This is a genomic window from Paenibacillus wynnii (genome assembly GCF_030812855.1).
Classification (GTDB): Bacteria; Bacillota; Bacilli; order Paenibacillales; family Paenibacillaceae; genus Paenibacillus_AQ; species Paenibacillus_AQ wynnii_A.
This window is the reverse complement of record NZ_JAUSTK010000004.1, coordinates 203,318-222,581: the sequence shown is the minus strand read 5'-3', so window position 1 is coordinate 222,581 and position 19,264 is coordinate 203,318. Positions and strand designations below refer to the sequence as shown.

General features: G+C 46.8%; 19 protein-coding genes. 18 read left to right on the top strand and 1 reads right to left on the bottom strand.

What is annotated here, in order from left to right; all coding sequences use genetic code 11:
- The first annotated feature begins 40 nt into the window (after positions 1-40).
- Together J2T20_RS06350 and J2T20_RS06345 are read left to right on the top strand one after the other, a co-directional pair.
- Entirely contained in the window at positions 41-658 is a 618-nt protein-coding gene (locus J2T20_RS06350; protein ID WP_307586667.1) for a DUF1405 domain-containing protein, read from the top strand.
- A 61-nt stretch (positions 659-719) separates the two neighbouring features.
- The gene (locus J2T20_RS06345; RefSeq protein ID WP_307586665.1) at positions 720-1,586 is read left to right on the top strand and encodes a sporulation protein YpjB; all 867 of its coding nucleotides are present in this window, start codon (positions 720-722) and stop codon (positions 1,584-1,586) included.
- An 860-nt stretch (positions 1,587-2,446) separates the two neighbouring features.
- On the opposite strand, the gene J2T20_RS06340 is transcribed toward J2T20_RS06345, so the two are convergent.
- Entirely contained in the window at positions 2,447-3,316 is an 870-nt protein-coding gene (locus tag J2T20_RS06340) for a YitT family protein (RefSeq protein WP_307586664.1), read from the bottom strand.
- Between the two features lie 103 nt (positions 3,317-3,419).
- On the opposite strand from J2T20_RS06340, the gene J2T20_RS06335 reads away from it, so the two are divergent.
- The 16 genes from J2T20_RS06335 to J2T20_RS06260 all read left to right on the top strand — a co-directional run bounded on the left by J2T20_RS06335 (position 3,420) and on the right by J2T20_RS06260 (position 18,424).
- Positions 3,420-3,749, top strand: a complete 330-nt coding sequence (locus J2T20_RS06335) for a nucleotide pyrophosphohydrolase (protein WP_307586662.1) — start codon at positions 3,420-3,422, stop codon at positions 3,747-3,749.
- A 57-nt stretch (positions 3,750-3,806) separates the two neighbouring features.
- Complete coding sequence (locus J2T20_RS06330; RefSeq protein WP_307586660.1) at positions 3,807-4,328, top strand: tetratricopeptide repeat protein; 522 nt, start codon at positions 3,807-3,809, stop codon at positions 4,326-4,328.
- Positions 4,329-4,361: 33 nt separating this feature from the next.
- Entirely contained in the window at positions 4,362-5,165 is an 804-nt protein-coding gene (dapB, locus tag J2T20_RS06325; protein WP_307586659.1) for a 4-hydroxy-tetrahydrodipicolinate reductase, read from the top strand.
- Positions 5,166-5,183: 18 nt separating this feature from the next.
- Entirely contained in the window at positions 5,184-5,603 is a 420-nt protein-coding gene (gene mgsA, locus J2T20_RS06320; protein ID WP_307586657.1) for a methylglyoxal synthase, read from the top strand.
- Positions 5,600-6,319 (top strand): bacillithiol biosynthesis deacetylase BshB1, encoded by a 720-nt coding sequence (gene bshB1 / locus J2T20_RS06315; protein ID WP_307586656.1) that lies wholly within the window; start codon positions 5,600-5,602, stop codon positions 6,317-6,319. Before mgsA ends, bshB1 begins: the two co-directional genes overlap by 4 nt.
- A 27-nt stretch (positions 6,320-6,346) precedes the next feature.
- A complete protein-coding gene (gene bshA, locus J2T20_RS06310) occupies positions 6,347-7,507 on the top strand; it encodes an N-acetyl-alpha-D-glucosaminyl L-malate synthase BshA (protein ID WP_307586654.1) in 1,161 nt (386 codons plus the stop codon).
- A gap of 12 nt (positions 7,508-7,519) precedes the next feature.
- Positions 7,520-8,851, top strand: coding sequence for a CCA tRNA nucleotidyltransferase (locus tag J2T20_RS06305; RefSeq protein ID WP_307586652.1), 1,332 nt, complete (start codon positions 7,520-7,522; stop codon positions 8,849-8,851).
- On the top strand, positions 8,838-9,638 hold the full coding sequence (locus J2T20_RS06300) for a biotin--[acetyl-CoA-carboxylase] ligase (protein WP_307586650.1): 801 nt from the start codon (positions 8,838-8,840) through the stop codon (positions 9,636-9,638). Before J2T20_RS06305 ends, J2T20_RS06300 begins: the two co-directional genes overlap by 14 nt.
- 335 nt (positions 9,639-9,973) lie before the next feature.
- Positions 9,974-10,837 carry a 3-methyl-2-oxobutanoate hydroxymethyltransferase gene (panB, locus tag J2T20_RS06295; RefSeq protein WP_307586648.1) on the top strand — a complete coding sequence of 288 codons (864 nt, stop codon included), beginning with the start codon at positions 9,974-9,976 and terminating at the stop codon, positions 10,835-10,837.
- A 52-nt stretch (positions 10,838-10,889) separates the two neighbouring features.
- Positions 10,890-11,732, top strand: coding sequence for a pantoate--beta-alanine ligase (gene panC, locus J2T20_RS06290; protein ID WP_373457763.1), 843 nt, complete (start codon positions 10,890-10,892; stop codon positions 11,730-11,732).
- A complete protein-coding gene (panD, locus tag J2T20_RS06285; RefSeq protein WP_307586645.1) occupies positions 11,725-12,108 on the top strand; it encodes an aspartate 1-decarboxylase in 384 nt (127 codons plus the stop codon). The genes panC and panD overlap by 8 nt, the downstream gene beginning before the upstream one ends.
- Positions 12,109-12,225: 117 nt before the next feature.
- A complete protein-coding gene (locus J2T20_RS06280) occupies positions 12,226-12,867 on the top strand; it encodes a tetratricopeptide repeat protein (protein ID WP_307586643.1) in 642 nt (213 codons plus the stop codon).
- Positions 12,868-12,982: 115 nt separating this feature from the next.
- Entirely contained in the window at positions 12,983-15,844 is a 2,862-nt protein-coding gene (dinG, locus tag J2T20_RS06275) for an ATP-dependent DNA helicase DinG (protein WP_307586642.1), read from the top strand.
- A gap of 80 nt (positions 15,845-15,924) precedes the next feature.
- Positions 15,925-16,578: a redox-sensing transcriptional repressor Rex gene (locus J2T20_RS06270; RefSeq protein WP_307586640.1), complete on the top strand. Its 654-nt coding sequence runs from the start codon at positions 15,925-15,927 to the stop codon at positions 16,576-16,578.
- The gene (locus J2T20_RS06265) at positions 16,565-17,866 is read left to right on the top strand and encodes an amidohydrolase (RefSeq protein ID WP_307586638.1); all 1,302 of its coding nucleotides are present in this window, start codon (positions 16,565-16,567) and stop codon (positions 17,864-17,866) included. Before J2T20_RS06270 ends, J2T20_RS06265 begins: the two co-directional genes overlap by 14 nt.
- Before the next feature lie 39 nt (positions 17,867-17,905).
- A complete protein-coding gene (locus J2T20_RS06260) occupies positions 17,906-18,424 on the top strand; it encodes a cell wall elongation regulator TseB-like domain-containing protein (protein WP_307586636.1) in 519 nt (172 codons plus the stop codon).
- Positions 18,425-19,264: the final 840 nt, after the last annotated feature.

Below are 19,264 nucleotides of genomic sequence, written 5' to 3'. Positions count from 1 at the left end.
ACAAGTACAGTTGGGATAATTCGGGGGGTTTGCTGGGTCAATGCTTGGAAAATGGAGCGAAAAAATACTTATAAACCGATGGTTCTTATGGTTTCTCTTCACCGTTAACTTCCTCGGGACGATCTATGGTTACATATGGTATGGGAATCAACTGGAATACACTGCCGCCAATTACCCGCTCTGGCTGCTGCCGCTTGTTCCTGACAGTCCGACAGCCAGTCTATTTTTCACAATAGCACTGCTATTTCTGCTCTACCCACCAAAAAGCATAGCTGTCACAACCTTGCGTGGGTTGATCGAAGCATTAGCTGTCATAACATCCATTAAATACGGGATATGGGCGGTCAGTATGATCGTTGCTGGTGGCTTTCAAGGAGACGTTATCAGCTGGAAAGACTGGATGCTGATGGTTTCCCATACGGGGATGGCTATCGAGGTCCTGCTATATGCCCGATTCTTTTTCTATCGAAAAATGCTTCCCCTTGCCCTTTTATGGACTCTTTTTAATGATACTGTGGATTATTCTTACGGGGTATATCCATGGCTGCCAAGAGTGCTTGAGGATGATGTGATTAAGGTTCAGACGTTCACTTTTATCTTGACCTTGTTTAGCGCGATAGTGGCTTGGCTGCCAAAGGGACGAAATCAGGCTTTGTAACCTTCATTTGTGTTCTAACCCTTGTCCTTATGCCATAACTATAAGGCAGGAGGGATGTCTCATGCCGCGTAAGGGGTATAATCGAATTATTATTCTTCTCTTTTGTTGGATGCTGTACCTGGCTTTAGGGGGAGTTACGGCCTTTGCAGCTACCGCCGGCAATGCCTCTGGGGCTGGCAACGGAGCTGAGCAAGTGAACGCTAAAAGCCGGGCACTTCAATTGGAGCAAGCCGCAGAGACTTTATATGGACACGTCTTGGAGGGTGATGTAACTAAGGTTCGACAGGAGACGGAGGATATATCCCGCCTGTTTGTTTCATCTTCCTTCGAAGGTCTTACTTCTGTAGAAGGTATTAATGCGCTGTCAGGTGTTATTATAGATCTCAAGGCAGCTGTGGCCGGAGTTGAGGTTTCGCCCGAGCGTTGGGAGTCTGCTGCAGCTAAATTACGACTTGCGGCTAACAGCCTTAACCACCCGCGTCAGCCGATATGGACACAATATTATAAGCTGATCCGTGAGGATCTAAATAACATGGAAAAAAGCTCAACACTAAATGATGTTACAGCTTGGAAAGCTGCACTTCAGCGTCTGCAAAGCCGGTACGATACGATTAGACCAGCTGTAATCATATCCCGACCGGCTGAAGAGGTTAACGCCTTCGACTCCTGGCTCTCCTATGCAGCGGGTGCGATCTCTTCTTCCCAACCGCTTGACCGTGCCCGCCTTCTTGAGATTGTTTCGTATGGACAAGAAGCTGTAAGGGTGTTGTTCGGTAAAGAAAAGGATGAGCCAGCATTATCTTTACCCATGGCTCCAGAGGAATACGGAATATGGGCGATGCTCGCTGCTTGCTTCATTATAGGGGCGTTGGTATACACCGGTTACCGCAAATACCGAGCAGATAAACAAGGGTGGACAACGGTCTAATCTACTCTTCAGCTGAATTATATAGATTGAGAACCACTTACAGATTTGATTGTTCTCTAGTAACCTATCATTACAAGTTAGTTTTAGAACCAGCTTGCTACTGGGACTTTGTCCTCTGTCCTCTGTCCTCTGTCCCTGTGATAAATAAAGTTTAGAGGGAAAGTGTCCCCGTAAATCATAAATAAAACCGTTTAATCAACATATAGAGGGGAAAACCTCCTATAAATTTAACAAAATTATCTATAATGTGTAGCGTCAAGAAGTTTGTGTATGAGAGTAGAAGTATCTCCTCAGGTATCCACGACAAATACGGCAAATCGTCTACCTACAGGAGTTTCAAAATATAGTTGCACAATGTACACTTATATTTCTCCCATAGCACACTTTAGGGTGTTTAATTGCACTTTATACACTTATTTTATGGTATTCCGGGGTTTAACCGGCATATCCGTGTTTTTAGTTGCACAAAGTACATCTATCCATACATCCGAGCGCCAAAAGCTAGAAATAAGTGTATAAAATACATCTATTACACTGACTACCTCTGTTTTTTCGGTAGGTAAGGGTTAAGTTTATGTAAGAGAGTAGAAAGTAGTCCAGAAGCGAGAAGGTACGAAAGGTAATATGAAAAACCTTAGGAGCGATAGCAGCGCCTTGTATCCGAATTAATGTTACTACTTTTGTGAGAAGCATCAATGCGAACCCGTTGGAAGTCAATGATCGGCTTTGAATTCACTTTAAATCAAAAGTTCAGTCTATAGAGCTGAAATTTATTAGTTAACATAAAAGAGCCGATTTGAATGGTTAAATCCATCAAACGGCTCTTTTTGTAAATTCTGCAAGTAATAGTTACAAGAGTTTTAGGTTTCGCGGAACCCTTCTCCGTGTACATCATGAACATCATTGATAATAACAAATGCCCGAGGATCAACGGACTTAACCAACTGGCTAAGTCTGCGGATTTCCTGACGTGAAACCACACAATAAACCATATGTTTTGCCTGCTTGGAATAAGCGCCGATGGCCGGGATCAACGTCACTCCACGATCCATTTCCACTGTGATCAAATCGGCAATTTCAGGAGCGTGATCGCTGATGATAGTAAAGGCTTTAGCAGCATACGCACCTTCCTGGATAAAGTCAATGACTCGCGAAGAGATAAAGACGGCTACAAGAGTGTACAGTATCTGTTCTCTTGGGATATATAGCAGAGAAGCGCCAATAATAATGATGTCAATCGAAAGGATCACTTGGCCCATACTCCAACCAAAGTTACGACCGCAAATTCTGGCGATGATATCGACACCGCCGGTGGTGCCACCAAAACGAAAAACGATACCAAGACCCGCTCCTAAAGTTACCCCTGCATATAATGAAGCGAGAATGAAATCATTCTGTGTAGTGAAGGGCACGATCCATCCGGATTTAATCATTCTTTCGAACAACCATAGGAAGAAGGACAGCGCTCCGATTCCAACTCCTGTATAGGCGATTTGCTTGCCGCCTAGAATTTTCCACCCTAAAAAGAATAACGGAAGATTCAGTATTAGAGTCGTCAGGAAGATAGGGATTTGGAAGGCATAATTCAAAAGAATTGTAATACCCGTTACCCCCCCCTCCATCAGTTGATTGGGGATAATGAAATAGAGCAGCCCGAATGCGTAAATTGCGGTACCGAGCAAGATAGGTGCTACGGTTTTGGTTATTGCAAATGTTTTGGTTGAATTCATATGATCCCTCATTTTTTAAAAAAGATTTGTCATCAAAACGTCTTTACGATAACATAGGGGCAAACAGAAGGCAAGATGCAGCAAGGAGGATGAGGTACTATTTATGGAAAAAAGTCTTGGTGACATCCAGCGTGAAGTTGACGCCTATATATCCCAATTCAAGGAGGGATACTTCAGCCCTTTATCTATGCTAGCGCGAATGTCCGAGGAAGTCGGAGAACTGGCGCGGGAAGTTAACCATCAATTCGGAGAAAAACCGAAAAGACAAGATGAAGCTGATAATTCCATTGAGCTGGAGCTTGGAGATATCATGTTTATAACGATTTGTTTTGCCAACTCTTTAGGTATTGATCTAACTGAGGCGCATAATAAGGTCATGCATAAATTTAATACACGCGATGCTGAACGATGGACCAAAAAACACACGGATTGACCTGTGTTAACATATGCTGTACCAAACGACCGGCATTTAGCCGTGAGGATGGTGCATATGAGTCCCGATGATTATATTAGACAGGCATACCGCTGTATATTACGCAGTGACTTTGCAGAAGCCATTGTTTGCTTCGAAGCGGCAATTTCGCAAAGTCCAGCTGATGCGGAAGTCCGTTACCGCTGTTCTATTACCTATGCTCGTAACGGAAGATTAGACAAAGCCATTGAGCATGCTCAAGCTGCCGTAAAGCTGGACCGCAACAAGCCGGAGTATACTTTGCACCTGCAGCATTTAAAGGGCTTAACGCTAGTGCAGGAAGCCAAAGGATTGCTTGAAGCGGAGGAGAAGAGCAGTGACAACCCTTACCGACCTATTACCTTATTAAAAGAAGCTGTGACGCTGGATCCCTTGAACGGGGATGCTTATGTATGGCTTGCTCTCGCCTATAGTCGTATGAATGAACACTTGCAGGCAATTGCTGCTTTGAAGGAAGTAATATCCTTGCATCCCGATGACGCCGGATTGCGGCAATTAATGAAAGATCTTCAGAAATCATTACAAAAGTATATGAAGTAACTATAGAACTAGTGAAAGCGGGGGAGTCATCGAATGAGTAACAAAATCAGAGTTATTGTAGCCGGTGCTGGTGGAAGAATGGGTAAAGAAGTGGTAAAACTTGTGCTTGAGGATGATGCCTTGGAGCTGGCGGCAGCGGTTGACCGTTCTTCGCACGAGCAGGATGCAGGCCGGCTTGCCGGCCTGCCAGATGCCGGAATTATCGTTTCAGAAGATTTAGAGAGTGCTTTAGCCTCAAGCGCAGCAGACGTACTGGTTGATTTTACTACGCCTCAATTTGCTTATATAAATACAGCACTGGCTATTAAATACGGGGTCCGCCCGGTGATTGGAACTACAGGATTCACACCAGAACAGATTTCGGAGCTGGACAAGCAGTGCCAGGATCAGGGAATTGGTGGGTTAATTGCACCCAACTTTTCGATTGGTGCCATTCTTTTGATGAAATTTGCCGCACAAGCCGCCAAATATTTCCCTCATCTGGAGATTATCGAGTATCATGGAGACCAGAAGCTGGATGCACCCTCAGGAACCGCGATCAAAACCGCTGAGATCATCTCAGAGGTGCGGAAAGAGCTGCGTCAAGGGAATCCGGAAGAGGAAGAAATTATTGAAGGATCACGCGGAGGATACTATAACGGATTCCGTATTCACAGTGTGCGTCTTCCAGGAGTGTTTGCTCAGGAGGAAGTTATTTTTGGCGGCTTTGGTCAGTCCTTGAAGATTAGACATGATTCCTACGAGCGTGCTGGGTATATGCCGGGTGTGAAATTAGGCATTGAGAAGGTAATGGAATATACCGGAATGATATATGGATTTGATCATTTTATTGAGTAGACGGGAGAGAACTATCAGATGAAAATAGCATTTATCGCACATGATCGCAAAAAAGAGGAAATGGTTAATTTTGTTACGGCTTATGAACATGTCTTTGAAGGCCGTGAGCTTTACTCTACCGGAACGACAGGCCAAAGAATTATGGAAGCAACTCAGCTGAAGATAAACCGCTTTATGTCCGGACCTCTTGGAGGAGATCAGCAAATAGGCGCATTGGTCGCTCAGGATGAGCTTGATCTAATTATCTTTTTAAGAGATCCATTAATGGCTCAGCCGCATGAACCTGATATTACAGCACTACTTCGGCTTTGTGATGTCTACGGTATTCCGGTAGCTACTAATATTGCCACAGCGGAGATTCTGGTTAAGGCGATTGACCGCGGTGATTTTGCTTGGCGAGATCTTGTACATAAGTACAAACCGGGTGTGGAGGAATGAAACTCGATATCCTTATCTTTGGTGCCCATGCAGATGATGCTGAAATTGGAATGGCAGGAACGATTGCGAAGCATGCGGCTGCTGGATTTTCAGTTGGCTTGTGTGATCTTACGGCTGCGGAGATGTCCTCTAACGGTACAGTAGAAAAGCGCAAGCTGGAAGCGCAGCAGGCTGCAGAGGTATTGGGGGTTAAGGTGCGTACCAATCTTGGACTACCTGACAGAGGTCTTTTTATAACAGAGGAGCAATTGGCAGCAGTGACTTCGGAGATACGCAAGTACTCTCCTGATCTTGTGTTTGCTCCCTATTGGGAGGATCGGCATCCCGATCATATCGCTTGCAGCAAGCTGGTAGAAGAAGCTGTATTTAATGCCAAGCTCCGTAAATATCTGCCGGACATGCCGGCAGTCTCGGCACCTCAACTTTATTTCTATTTCATTAATGATTTAGGGCGCGCGGATCTGATCGTTGATGTGACAGAGCATTACGAAGCCAAAGAAAAGGCGCTTTCCTGCTATCGTTCACAATTTCAGAAGACTCCGGGGGAGGATTTTGTCTCTACCCCGTTAAACGACGGCTATATAGAACGTGTACGATCTAGAGATATGCTGCTTGGGCAGCGAAGACTTATACCTTATGCGGAGGGGTTTGCAACTAAAGTTCCCCATACCGTGGGATTTTTCACTGCAGGTTCTTCGCGCGTACAGAAGCCTTAATCATAGGTCAGAGAGGGGGACGGAACTATGGAGCGGTTATTAAAAATAGGCATTACCTGTTATCCGTCTCTTGGCGGCTCGGGTGTTGTGGCAACTGAACTGGGCAAGCTATTGGCTGAGAAAGGCCACGAAGTTCATTTTATTACACATAGTATCCCGTTCCGGCTTGGAACGTTTCAGAAAAATATTTTTTATCATGAGGTTGAGGTCAATGATTATTATGTTTTCCGTTATCCTCCTTATGACTTAGCGTTGGCTACCAAGATGGCTCAGGTTGCCAAAATGCAAGGACTTGATTTACTGCATGTACATTATGCTGTTCCTCATGCAGTCTGTGCACTCCTGGCCAAACAGATGCTGGGCAATCAAATTAAGGTTGTCACTACTCTGCATGGTACTGACATTACCGTATTAGGCCATGATGAATCGCTTAAGGATCTCATTCGTCTGGGGATCAATGAAAGTGACGCAGTAACGGCGGTATCATTGGATCTTATTCAGGAAACGCACCGGGCACTTGATATTACGCGTAATATTGATTTGACTTATAATTTTGTAGATAAACGTGTCTATTATCCGCGTGATGTTTCTGATTTACGCGATGATTTTGCTAACCCTGATGAGAAAATACTTATGCATATTTCAAATTTCCGTCCAGTTAAGCGGGTCAGCGATGTCATTGATGTTTTTGCCCGTGTGAGCGCCAGACTTCCTTCGCGTCTATTACTTGTAGGTGAAGGTCCAGAGCTGCCGAAGATACAGGCTAAGATCAATGAGATGGGGCTGGAGGATAAAGTGCGATTCCTTGGCAAGCAGGATGATGTTGCCCGGGTTATATCCATGGCTGATTTGCTGCTGCTTCCTTCAGAGAAAGAGAGTTTTGGTCTGGTAGCGCTTGAAGCAATGGCTTGCGGCGTGCCTACCATCGGTTCAATGACCGGGGGGATCCCCGAATTAATTCAGCACGGAAAAACAGGCTTCCTCGCACCGGTCGGTGACACTGCCGCTATGGCAGATTACGCTATAACCTTATTATCGGATGAGCACAAGGCACAGCAGTTCAGGGAGGCTTGTCTCAGACGGGCGTGTGAGGATTTCAATAAAGATAAAATTACGAGACAGTATGAGGATATATATTACCGTGTACTGGGTTGCAAGGTACCGGGATTGGACGTAGTCCGAGGATAAGGAGTTATAGGTATGAATTGGACAATGGCAGATCCCGGAATGGCGATGGCTGCCGAAATTGTAGTCACTCGGTTAACTTCAAACGGACATGAGGCTTTTTGGGTGGGTGGCTGCGTTCGAGATGAGCTTCTGAACCGCCCTGTGCATGATATGGATATCACTACCTCTGCTTTACCGGAGGAAGTCTTATCTATCTTTCCTCGTTGTATTCCTACGGGATTGCAGCATGGAACGATTACTGTGCTGCAGGATAAATACGGCTTCGAGGTTACGACTTATCGGACAGAGAGCACATACGCCGATCATCGACGTCCAGAGCAGGTTGTATTTGTAAAGGATGTGAAGGAAGATCTCCGCCGCCGCGACTTCACCATTAATGCGATGGCGTGTGGCGTAGAGGGGTCTCTGATCGATCCGTTCTACGGAGCGAAGGATTTGGATCGTCGTATTGTACGCTGCGTAGGAGATGCAGAGGAGCGCTTTGAAGAGGATGCGCTGCGTATGCTTCGCTGTGTACGGTTCGCCTCCACGCTGGACTTCAGCGTTGCCAAGAACACGTGGCGGGGGCTGCTGCGCCAGCGCGATAAGCTGGCGCATATTGCAGTGGAGCGTGTCCGCGCGGAGCTGGAAAGAATTGTGGAGGGACCGCATCCGCGGCGTGGTCTCGGCATGCTCTCGCGCAGCGGACTGCTGCAGCGCGGCAAGGCCCCGTTCCCCTGGACCGGTTCCGACCTGGCGGCAGCCGCCGCCTATGTGGCCGGGATCGGGGAACTGGAAAGCGCCCGCCTGCGGTGGGCGCTGCTCCTTCATGCCCTGGGGCGGTCGGCCGTTGAGGCCGACGAGCTCCTGCGGGCATGGACGTTCCCGGGGGCGACGCGGGTCAGCGTCGCCGGGGTACTGCGGGTCCGCGAAGCTTGGACCGCTGCCCTTGAAGAAGTGCCGGCGGGGGACCCGGCCGGCACGGACAAGCTGCGGCGGCGTTGGATCGCCGCCGTGCTGACTCTCGGGCAGGACGCCGCCTTCGGATGGCTGTCACTGCTAAGGGTGCTGCCTGCGGATAGCACCAGGGTTGTACCAAATCTTTCGGCACACTCCGCTCATAATGAACTTAAGGAATTCCCTGCTGTGGCTCAGATATGGATGTCCCGTATGCCCGTGACTGAACTTGCAGATCTGGCCGTTGGAGGGAATGAGTTGGCAGAAGCCTTGGACAGACGACCTGGGCCGTGGTTAGGTTTAGTTCTTAATGAGCTGCTGCTGAAAGTGGCTTGCGGAGATATTCTTAATGATAAACAACAATTACTCGCAGAAGTAAAAAGGATGGTTGGACATGAGCAACTATGATACGCTGCTGCTGGCCCATTTAAGACGGGAGCCTTCAGCTTCCGGCTGGACGGGCGGGCTACAGCTGATGGAGACGGTAGTGTCCACTCAGGAGGAAGCGAAAAGACTGGCGGAAGACGGGGCACCGGAAGGAACGGCGGTCATTGCTGAGGAACAGACTGGCGGAAGAGGCCGGATGGGACGGAAATGGCATTCCCCACGGGGGAAAGGCATTTGGATGAGTGTTATCCTTCGCCCGAAGCTGCCCCTTCTGTCTACCCCTCAGCTTACCCTGTTAGCAGGTGTGGCGGTTTGCAGAGCGATACGTCGAGTTGCCGGTGTTGAAGCTGGGATCAAATGGCCTAATGACCTGTTGGTCTCTGGGCGTAAGGTATGCGGGATTTTACTGGAATCCAGCCTGAATGAAGGGCAGCTTCAGTACTGTATTGCGGGGATCGGGATAGATGCTAATCTGGCTGAGGACGATTATCCGGACTTCTTGAAGGGGATTGGCACTTCGCTAATGATCGAACGCGGAGGAGCTTCTATCAATCGTGCAGAGCTTGCTGGAACGGTTCTGTCTGAACTGGAATTATTATATTCTTTATATCTGGAGCAAGGATTTAGACCCATCGGTATGCTATGGGAATCTCTATCGGTGACCCTAGGTCGGCAGGTTGCTCTGAATACAGCTCAAGGGCGCAGTGAAGGCAAGGCGGTTGGACTTGACAGTGACGGGGGACTGCTGCTGGAAAATCATCATGGACAGTTATTCAGTGTGTGTTCCGGTGAAATCGAAATGATATGACTCGGCAAGGGGCTCACCCCTTGTCATATTTTTTGGTGTATTTGTGAAATCAATTTGGTATACTATGGCTAGAGGCAGTATCACAGGATACGAACTGCACTCTGCTTATGAAATAAACTTTAGCGTTTGAAATTCATGATCCATTGGATTTACCTTCATAACTGCATTATCGGTTACGTTGGATTCTGCTCTGAGCCGTAAGGACCGAGACAGAAGGGACGATCGCGAGTGACTCTTCTTACTGCCCTTCGGACCTTTTTAGCGGACATGCTAAAGGGTTTTTTTGTTTGCGCGAATGATGCGTAAATTTATCGAAAAAGGGGAGCGAAGCTTACATGGCTGGAAAACAAGCTTTAAACATTGTAAAAATGAAAAAAATGAAATTGGACGGCGTGCCTCTAAGCATGCTGACCGCATATGATTATCCTTCTGCACGACTTGCTGAGGAAGCGGGGATTGATCTCATTCTAGTGGGAGATTCTCTAGGTAATGTGGTTCTTGGGTATGACTCTACCTTGCCAGTCACCATTGAGGACATGGTCTACCATACCCGGGCAGTGACCCGCGGTGCGGAGCATACTTTTATCGTTGCAGATATGCCGTTTATGACCTATCACGGCGGAATTGACGAGACGCTGCGGAGCGTAAGAAGACTGATGCAGGAAGGTCGTGCTCATGCCGTCAAAATGGAAGGCGGGCTGGAGATTTGCAGCACTGTAGCTTCAGTGGTTTCCGCAGGAGTACCGGTTCTCGGCCATATAGGCCTTACACCCCAGTCTGTCAATATGATTGGCGGCTACCGCGTTCAAGGCAAGGATCCACAGGATGCGAAACGTTTGATGGACGAGGCGAAGGCTCTGGAGGCGGCAGGTGCATTTGGAGTGGTGCTAGAGCTGGTTACAGAAGAAGTAGCCGAAGCTATTTCAAAAGAACTTAGTATCCCAACCATTGGAATTGGCGCGGGTCGTTACTGTGATGGTCAGGTGCTGGTTTTTCATGATCTCTTGCGTTATGCATCCCCATATCGGGAAAAGCGTTTTGTCAAAACCTATGCAGATGTAGGAAGCTTAATCCGTGAAGGGATTAGTCAATATGTACAAGAAGTGAAGCAGCGTTCCTTCCCTGATGAAAGTCATATTTTTGCAGCGGATGAGACCGTGCTTGAATCATTATATGGCGCTGCCGGAAAAGGAGTGTAATAAGATGAGAGTAGTAAGAAATGTAGAACAATTACGTGAAGCGATTGAATATATGCGCGGCGGCGGTCATGGGCCGATCGGTTTGGTTCCAACTATGGGTTTTTTACACGAGGGGCATGCAAGTCTTCTGCGCCGGGCCGGAGAAATGTGCGGTACCGTGGTGATGAGTATTTTTGTCAATCCACTGCAGTTTGGACCCAATGAGGATTTTGAATCCTATCCGCGAGATGAGAAAAGAGATCTGGAACTCGCCGAGCGTGAGGGTGCCGATATTGTTTTTATTCCTAGTGTGGAGGCTATGTACCCAACACCGATCCGTACCCAAGTATCCGTATCTTCACTGACTACCCAGCTTTGCGGAGCTTCGCGCCCGGGTCATTTTGACGGAGTTACAACCGTGGTCTCCAAGCTGTTCAATATGGTTCAACCTGATTATGCGTTCTTTGGCTTAAAAGATGCCCAGCAGGTCGCCGTATTGCGGCAGATGGTTTCCGATCTCAACATGAATGTAAACATTATAGCTTGCCCAATCGTACGCGAAAGTGACGGCCTGGCGTTGAGCTCGCGCAATGTTTATTTATCTCAGGAAGAACGCACCCAGGCCCTTGTCTTGTCCCGGTCGCTCCAAGAAGCCCGGCAAGCCGTTGAAGAAGGCACAGCCAATACAGTGGCTGAAGTAAAACAATTACTGGTATCCGTAATTTCGCGTTCACCGCTCACAAATATCGATTATGCCGAAATTTTAACGTTTCCGGGGTTAGATTCCTTGGATGCCGATACTTCCCTAATGACTATAGAAGGTGAAATAATAATGGCATTGGCTGTTAAGTTTGGCAAAACTCGCCTTATTGATAATATTGTATTCACGCCGAAGGAGGTCGTCGTTCTTGTTTAGACATATGATGAAGTCCAAAATACACCGTGCGACGGTTACGGAAGCTAACTTAAATTACGTTGGCAGTATTACCATTGATGAAGACTTAATGGAAGCAGCAGATTTATTAGAGAATGAAAAGGTGCAGATTGTTGATAATAATAATGGCTCCCGCCTTGAAACCTATGTGATTCCTGGTCCGCGCGGAAGCGGAGTGATTTGCCTTAACGGCGCAGCAGCCCGGCTTGTACATCCAGGGGATACTGTTATTATAATTTCTTATGCGATGCTGTCTCAGGAAGAGCTGAGTACCCATAAACCAACCGTCGTATTTGTTGACGATAATAATAAGCTGCTCAAGCAGGTTGATCACGAAATTCATGCTACGATAGCCTAAGTAATCTGCGGTTTATTATATATGTAATCAATGGAAGGGATGAAAGGACTGCTCTCGGCGAAAAATGAAGTCAGGCAAGTTGAACTGATTTCATTTTCAGTGAGGGTGGGATGTCCCATGTTTCAACATTTATTTGCTGAAATGAACGAGATGCTACGCGAAATCATTATTGATTACCCTACAGCGGAGGGTGCCCGCCGGGAAGAACTTTTGAACAAGTACAATCTGCTTCGCAGGCTTAGTGATGATGTGATGGATGAGTGGCTGGCGTTTGCAGAGAAAATGAGCGATTTTAACCAAGGGACGGACTTAACCTTGGAACAGGAAGAGGAACCGCCTCAGCGTGAAGCTCCGGAGCTCTCCATGGAGTCCTTTGCCCGAGGACAGGGGTATTATAAACTGCTTATGTACCCGCAATGTATTGAGCAGTTTAAGACTGTTATTTCCCATTATCCCGAAAGCCTTTCTGGCCGTTTGTATCTGGCCATGGCCTACCTTCATCAGGGTGAAGGTGAAGCGGCTTGGGTACATTTGGAGCACATGGTGACTTTGGTAAGAAATAGGAAGCTGAAGGCAATGGTTTATAATGCCATGGGCTGCATTAGGGCTTCTCAGGAACGTTTCACGGAGGCCCGTGAACTATTTAGTCTATCACTGCAGCATGATCCTTCTCTTCCTGAACCGAATGTTAACCTGGAGGTCTGCCGGAGCAAAGGCGGGGAGCTTCAGTACGGAAGTCAGCTTGTTTCGCTTTTATAATCATAGTCCGTTATCTTAAGCGATGCATCCACTGTCAAAGCGGTGTGCATCGCCTTTTTTCGTAACTTCTGTTATGCTGATATGGAGTCTCAAGTGAAAGGGAATAGAACTTACAATGAAATTTGCCGTGCTTGATTTTGAAACTACCGGAACCCAATCTGTGGGTGAAATCATCCAGGTTGGACTTGCCATAATAGAAGAAGACCTGTCCATCTCCCGTGTTTACGGTTCTTTCGTCAAGCCCGGAGCACCCATTCCACCCTTTATTACCGGTCTAACCGGAATAACCGATAGTGATGTGGAGAATGCCCCAGAACTGGAAGAAATGATGATGGAGCTTGTTCCTCTTTTGGATGATGTTGTGCTCGTTGGGCATAACGTCTCCTTTGATTTTCATTTTTTGCAAAGTGCCCTGGACCGGTGCGGATATTTGCCGTTTCAGGGTCGTATTTTAGATACGATAGATTTTCTCAAAATATGTTTCCCATCCCTGACGACTTACCAGCTTGGAGCCGTCACTTCTCAATTTGGTCTCACGCATGAACGTCCGCACCAGGCGGACAGTGATGCTCATGCTACAGCTCTTGTGCTGCTTAAATGTCTAGAGGAACTATATAGCCTGCCCTTATTAACCATTCAACGCCTGAGCGAACTCTTCACAGACTCAGACGGTGACTTGGGCTGGTATTTCGACGGCCTGCTGCGTGAACGGGAAATGGAGACCTTCCAGCCCGAAGGAGATTTAACCTTTTACCGTCAGCTAGCCCTTAAGGTAGGGGACTGGAACGAACTCGCTCCTCCGCGTGCTGACAGCCATGAGAATCCGTTGGAGAATGTATCTTTTACAGATTACATGTCTGATGTAACCAAGCGCCTTAAAGATACCTTGCCGCATTATGAAAGTCGGGAAGCCCAAGACATCATGTTCGGTGAGGTAATGAAAGCACTGGAGGAAGAGAAGCATCTGTTGATAGAGGCAGGAACAGGGACAGGCAAGTCTCTTGGGTATTTGCTGCCAGCGATTTATCAGAGTGTTCTTACAGATCAGAAAGTTATGGTTAGTACTCATACCATTAATCTTCAAGACCAACTGCGTGAACGAGATATTCCTTTGCTTACTCAAGTGGTTCCCTTTCCCTTCAAAGCTGCGATATTTAAGGGCAGAGGGCACTATTTGTGTCTTCGGAAATTTGAACATAAAATTAATAGAAGAGACTTTATAAGCCCAAGAGAAGATATTATCACTTCAGCGCAAATGATTGTCTGGTTGACCCAAACGGAATCCGGGGATGATGAAGAGCTAAATATGGGTAACCGTGGAGGGGACTTCTGGGAAACCGTAGCCAGTGATACAGATTCCTGTCTAGGCCGTTCCTGCCCTTGGTTCCGCAAATGCTATTACCACCGGGCAAAGCATGAAGCAGGTATCGCTGACGTGGTCATAACAAACCACTCGAAGCTGTTCGCAGATGTAAAAGCAGGACATCAGTTGCTACCTGCATATGAGCACTTGGTGATCGACGAGGCTCATCATCTGGAGGATGTGGCTGGTAAGCATCTGGGAATGCACATGAAGCATTTCACTGTGGTTCACACACTCTCCCGTCTGTTTAAAGACAGCCGGAACGGTCAACTGCCCACACTTCGTCAGCAACTGCAATCTGCCGGAAGTGAGCAGGCCTCTGAATGGAGTCTTATCATTGATAGAATTTATTCCGATTTGATTACTGTCAAGGAGACATGGGACACGTTAAGTGAGAAGTTATTTGGTCTTCTTCCCGAACGGAGTGATGCGGGTGCAGGAGAAGCTGGACAACTGGTTATGCGTCTGCTCCCCGGCAACAAGCCGAAGAACTGGGAGGAGCTCTCTACCTTGGAGAGCGGCATGATAACTACGCTTAGTGATGCCCTGCGTTCGGGCGAGAGAATGTTGAATGAAATGCGGGACCAGGAGGGACAGTCCTCTTCAGACAGCCGTATAACCGACATTGGTGGATTATTTAAAGATTTGGCAGCAATTCGGGATAACGTGCGTTTTTTTATGGGCCTGAATGACGAGAATGTTGTATATTGGCTGGAGGCAAATGGAAATTACCGCAGCAAGTCTTTACAGCTCTATGCCGTTCCCGTCGATGTCAGTTCCCAATTAAAGGAGCTTTTCTTCGATAAGAAAAAAAGTATCGTGCTTACCTCGGCAACACTGTCTGTTGATAAATCCTTTCAGTTTATGATTGATAATTTAGGGTTAAATGAAGCTGCCGAGAACGGCCGGCTTATGACCGCGCTTCTTCCTTCTCCCTTTCATTACAGGGAACAGGCGCTGCTTGTGATCCCAAGAGATTTTCCAAGTGTGAAAGGCAGCGTGGGAGATGCCCGCTTTGTCGATACACTGGTGCAATCGCTTGCCGAAGCGGCAGTGACGACCCGTGGAAGAATGATGGTGCTTTTCACATCCTACCGTATGCTTCGTCAGGTCTATGATCCCTTAAAGGAGGCTCTGTCTTCCCAAGAGATAACGGTACTGGGTCAAGGGATTGAAGGTGGCAGCCGCAGCAAGCTTATTCGGCGCTTTCAGGACAGCAGTGCTTCTGTCCTCTTAGGGACCAGCAGCTTCTGGGAGGGCGTTGACATTCCGGGCGAGGCTTTAACCTGTCTGGCTATTGTGAGGCTTCCTTTCCAACCCCCTAATCATCCATTGGCTGAAGCGAAATCGGAGCTGCTGCAGGCCCAGAAGAAGAATCCTTTTATGAAGCTGTCTGTTCCTCAGGCTGTGATTCGGTTCAAGCAGGGTTTTGGGCGGTTAGTCAGGACTGCACAGGATAAAGGAATTGTGATTGTGTATGATACCAGAGTAATTGAATCTTATTATGGAAAATATTTTCTTTACTCTCTTCCGGGGCCCAAAATGGAGCATATGCTGACCGATCAGATGGTCCCGCGTATAGCAGAATGGTTGGAGGAGGGGGGCGTCTCCTAAAACGCCCGATTTTTTGCACTTTTTTAATATGAATTTAGATAATTATGGATACAATGTTAACACCCATAGGAGGAGAATATATGAAGTCGGATAAAATATCGGAGGCGGTCGTTCGCAGACTACCTGTGTACCTGCGTTTCTTGAACGAACTCCACAATCGTGAAATTGCTACAGTTTCTTCTCAAGAACTCGGACAAAAGCTCGATTTGAATCCAGCGCAAATACGCAAGGATCTGGCTTATTTCGGTGATTTCGGAAGAAAAGGCATCGGTTATGATGTTCCTTACCTCATTGAAAAAATCCGCCATATCCTAAAACTGGATCAGCCGTTGAACGTAGCAATTGTAGGAGCCGGAAATCTTGGGCATGCCTTGTCTAATTACAATGCCTATTTACAAGATACAATGAAGATAACAGCAATTTTTGATTCATATAAGCCGAAAGTCGGCCAAAAAATTAACACACTCGTTGTTCAACCTATGGAAGAACTGGGTAGTACAATCCGTGAACAGGGCATCCGAATTGCTATAATTACTGTTCCTGAGTTTGAGGCACAGAACGTAGCAGACACTTTGGTGGAATCAGGTATAGAGGCAATTCTGAACTTTGCACCGGTTATTCTGAAAACTCCTTCTAATATCCGCATACATGCAGCTGATTTCACAACCGATTTGCAAAGTCTGGCTTATTATTTGCAGGATGGAAAGGAAGAAAGCGAACATGAAGAGCAATAAATGGACTATAAAGAACGGAAGATTTGTAATACCAGGTTCAGATAAACCAGTACTTACCGGTTATATGACCATCGAAAATGATCTGATCACTTACATAGGTGAAGTGGAACCTCCTTTCGAAAGCGGAGTAGAGATTGTAGACGGCAGCCGGTTGTTATTCATGCCGGGTTTGGTTAACACACATGGACATGCGGCTATGTCGCTGCTTCGCGGATATGGTGATGATCTTGCCCTTCAGGTATGGCTTCAGGAAAAAATGTGGCCTATGGAAGAAAAGTTCACGGGACAGGATGTATACTGGGGAACTTCGCTCTCTGTATTAGAAATGCTCAAGGGCGGAACAACTACGTTCCTGGATATGTATGATCATATGGATCGGGTAGCTGAAGTAGCCGAGCTGTCCGGTATTCGTTCTGTCCTAATGCGCGGAGTGATCGGCTTTTGCTCTGAAGAAATGCAGAACCATAAGCTTGCAGAAGCGATTGGATTTGCCCGGAACTGGCATGGCAAGGCGGATGGAAGAATAACAACCATGATCTCCCCGCATGCCCCTTACACATGTCCACCTGATTTTTTTGTTAAGTTCGTTCAGGCAGCTCATGATTTGGATCTACCGATGCATACGCATATGTCAGAGACCCGTCGTGAGGTTGAACAAAATGAAGCTGATTACGGCCTTCGTCCGGTGGCGCATTTGGAGAAGTTGGGTATGTTCACTCGCCCTTCGCTTGTAGCACACGGCGTGCATTTGAACGATGAAGAGATTGAAATTCTGGCTCGTCATCAGGTTGGCGTTTCCCACAATCCGGGCAGCAACCTGAAGCTTGCCAGTGGAATAGCTCGTGTAACCGATTTACTGCGGGCGGGAGTGCCGGTGTCTCTTGGAACGGACGGAGCTGCCAGCAATAACAACCTGGATATGTTCGAGGAAATGCGTCTTGCAGCGCTGATTCATAAAGGGATTAGCGGGGATCCAACGGCCGTTCCGGCACCGGAAGCATTGCGTATGGCTACGGAGTATGGAGCTAAATCTATCTTTTTGAACAATGTAGGACGTCTTGCACCGGGAATGAAGGCTGACTTTATCGCTATTGATATTGACCAACCTCATTTGCTTCCGCATTCTGATCTGCTCTCTCATGCAGTTTATTCGGCAAGTGCGAAGGATGTTGAGCATGTATGGATTAACGGTCAACAGGTTGTTAAGCACGGGAAGTGCCTGACATTGGATGAAGAGATGATCCGCCGTAAAGCTCAAGAATCTTTTGAGAACCTTCTAGAACGGTAATTATGAACGTCCGAATGTTATAGGAAAGGGAGCTGTACTTTGAAGAAAAGGAGAAAATGGCTCTTGCTGGGGTTAGGCGTGACTCTGCTCCTTCTGTTCGGATTAAGCCAGTTCTATGGCTATATTATGAAAGATCAATGGGATGAGCGCAGTGCCGCCAAAGCGGCAGCTAAAAGCCGAGCTGGATTAATTGAAATCACAAAGGCACAGAAATCTGTCTGGGATGAAAATTCTATCTATTGGGTTCTCACGGGAAAGAACCAGGATAATGTGGATATGATGGTGTGGGTGCGATTTACAGCCAAAGGCAAAATTGCAGAGGACGATACGGCTGTGTACGCAGAGCTGGTTAGTAATGGAACCTCTGAGGACAAAATCAGAGACATTATAAGATCAGAAATGCCTGATATTACCATAAATCGCTTGTTACCAGGTGTCTATAATGGAGAATATGCATGGCAGCTATTCTACAAGAATAACGATCGTTATCACTATCGCTTTTACCGTTTTGCTGATGGTTCATCCATCGGGGATGAGTTTAGTCTGCCAAACCGCTAATATAGAAGGGGCTGTCCCAAAAGTCGTGCAAATGGCTACTGGGACGGCCTTTTCTTTTGAGTATAATGCTTGTGCTAGCTGGGAGACAGCGTCCAGATTCCGCACTCTTAATCGGTTCTGTTCCCATCGGATGAAAGATATCCTTAACCGTATTTACCGCCATGCTTCAGTTCTTTTTGCTGCATTGAAGATGACGATCAACGGGAAGAGCTGATTCAACAAGGCAGAGACCTTAAGCCGAAAAATAAACCTCTGAAGAAAGCGGTACGTCAGCTCCACAAAGACATACTCCCTCCTGCAAAAATACAAGCAATACCAGAAAAACCGAAACCACTTCAGCAAGACCGATTCAGACGTTCCCTTCATGCGAATGAAGGAAGATCACATACGAAATAGTCAGTCCTTACGTTACCGAATTCAGGCAAGTGAATTACTACGCCTCATTTTTAGTTTTAGAAGGAAAAACTCTCTTTAATTCCGCGCTTTCCGTTGTAACAGGGTAGCGTCAAGAAATTTGTGTATGAGAGTAGAAGTATCTCCACGGGTATGTCTTTTGTTGGCACAGGTATTCGTGGGCGGTACCGCCATGAATACGGCAAATCGCTTACCAACATGGGTTTCTATATATATAGTTGCACAAAGTACACTTGTATTTCTCCCTTAGCACACTTTAGGATGTTTAATTGCACTTTATACACTTATTTTTTGGTATTCCGGGGTTTAACCGGCCTATTCGTATTTTTAGTTGCACAAAGTACATCTATCCATACATACGAGCATCAAAAGCCAGAAATAAGTGTATAAAATACATCTATCTCACTTACTACCTCAGCGTCCTGT

What these genes read in the sequence shown, in the direction of transcription:
- J2T20_RS06350 (WP_307586667.1), top strand. Translation starts at nt 41, where the DNA reads ATGCTTGGAAAATGGAGCGAAAAAATACTTATAAACCGATGGTTCTTA.
- J2T20_RS06345 (WP_307586665.1), top strand. Translation starts at nt 720, where the DNA reads ATGCCGCGTAAGGGGTATAATCGAATTATTATTCTTCTCTTTTGTTGG.
- J2T20_RS06340 (WP_307586664.1), bottom strand. Translation starts at nt 3,316, where the DNA reads ATGAATTCAACCAAAACATTTGCAATAACCAAAACCGTAGCACCTATC.
- J2T20_RS06335 (WP_307586662.1), top strand. Translation starts at nt 3,420, where the DNA reads ATGGAAAAAAGTCTTGGTGACATCCAGCGTGAAGTTGACGCCTATATA.
- J2T20_RS06330 (WP_307586660.1), top strand. Translation starts at nt 3,807, where the DNA reads ATGAGTCCCGATGATTATATTAGACAGGCATACCGCTGTATATTACGC.
- dapB (WP_307586659.1), top strand. Translation starts at nt 4,362, where the DNA reads ATGAGTAACAAAATCAGAGTTATTGTAGCCGGTGCTGGTGGAAGAATG.
- mgsA (WP_307586657.1), top strand. Translation starts at nt 5,184, where the DNA reads ATGAAAATAGCATTTATCGCACATGATCGCAAAAAAGAGGAAATGGTT.
- bshB1 (WP_307586656.1), top strand. Translation starts at nt 5,600, where the DNA reads ATGAAACTCGATATCCTTATCTTTGGTGCCCATGCAGATGATGCTGAA.
- bshA (WP_307586654.1), top strand. Translation starts at nt 6,347, where the DNA reads ATGGAGCGGTTATTAAAAATAGGCATTACCTGTTATCCGTCTCTTGGC.
- J2T20_RS06305 (WP_307586652.1), top strand. Translation starts at nt 7,520, where the DNA reads ATGAATTGGACAATGGCAGATCCCGGAATGGCGATGGCTGCCGAAATT.
- J2T20_RS06300 (WP_307586650.1), top strand. Translation starts at nt 8,838, where the DNA reads ATGAGCAACTATGATACGCTGCTGCTGGCCCATTTAAGACGGGAGCCT.
- panB (WP_307586648.1), top strand. Translation starts at nt 9,974, where the DNA reads ATGGCTGGAAAACAAGCTTTAAACATTGTAAAAATGAAAAAAATGAAA.
- panC (WP_373457763.1), top strand. Translation starts at nt 10,890, where the DNA reads ATGCGCGGCGGCGGTCATGGGCCGATCGGTTTGGTTCCAACTATGGGT.
- J2T20_RS06280 (WP_307586643.1), top strand. Translation starts at nt 12,226, where the DNA reads ATGTTTCAACATTTATTTGCTGAAATGAACGAGATGCTACGCGAAATC.
- dinG (WP_307586642.1), top strand. Translation starts at nt 12,983, where the DNA reads ATGAAATTTGCCGTGCTTGATTTTGAAACTACCGGAACCCAATCTGTG.
- J2T20_RS06270 (WP_307586640.1), top strand. Translation starts at nt 15,925, where the DNA reads ATGAAGTCGGATAAAATATCGGAGGCGGTCGTTCGCAGACTACCTGTG.
- J2T20_RS06265 (WP_307586638.1), top strand. Translation starts at nt 16,565, where the DNA reads ATGAAGAGCAATAAATGGACTATAAAGAACGGAAGATTTGTAATACCA.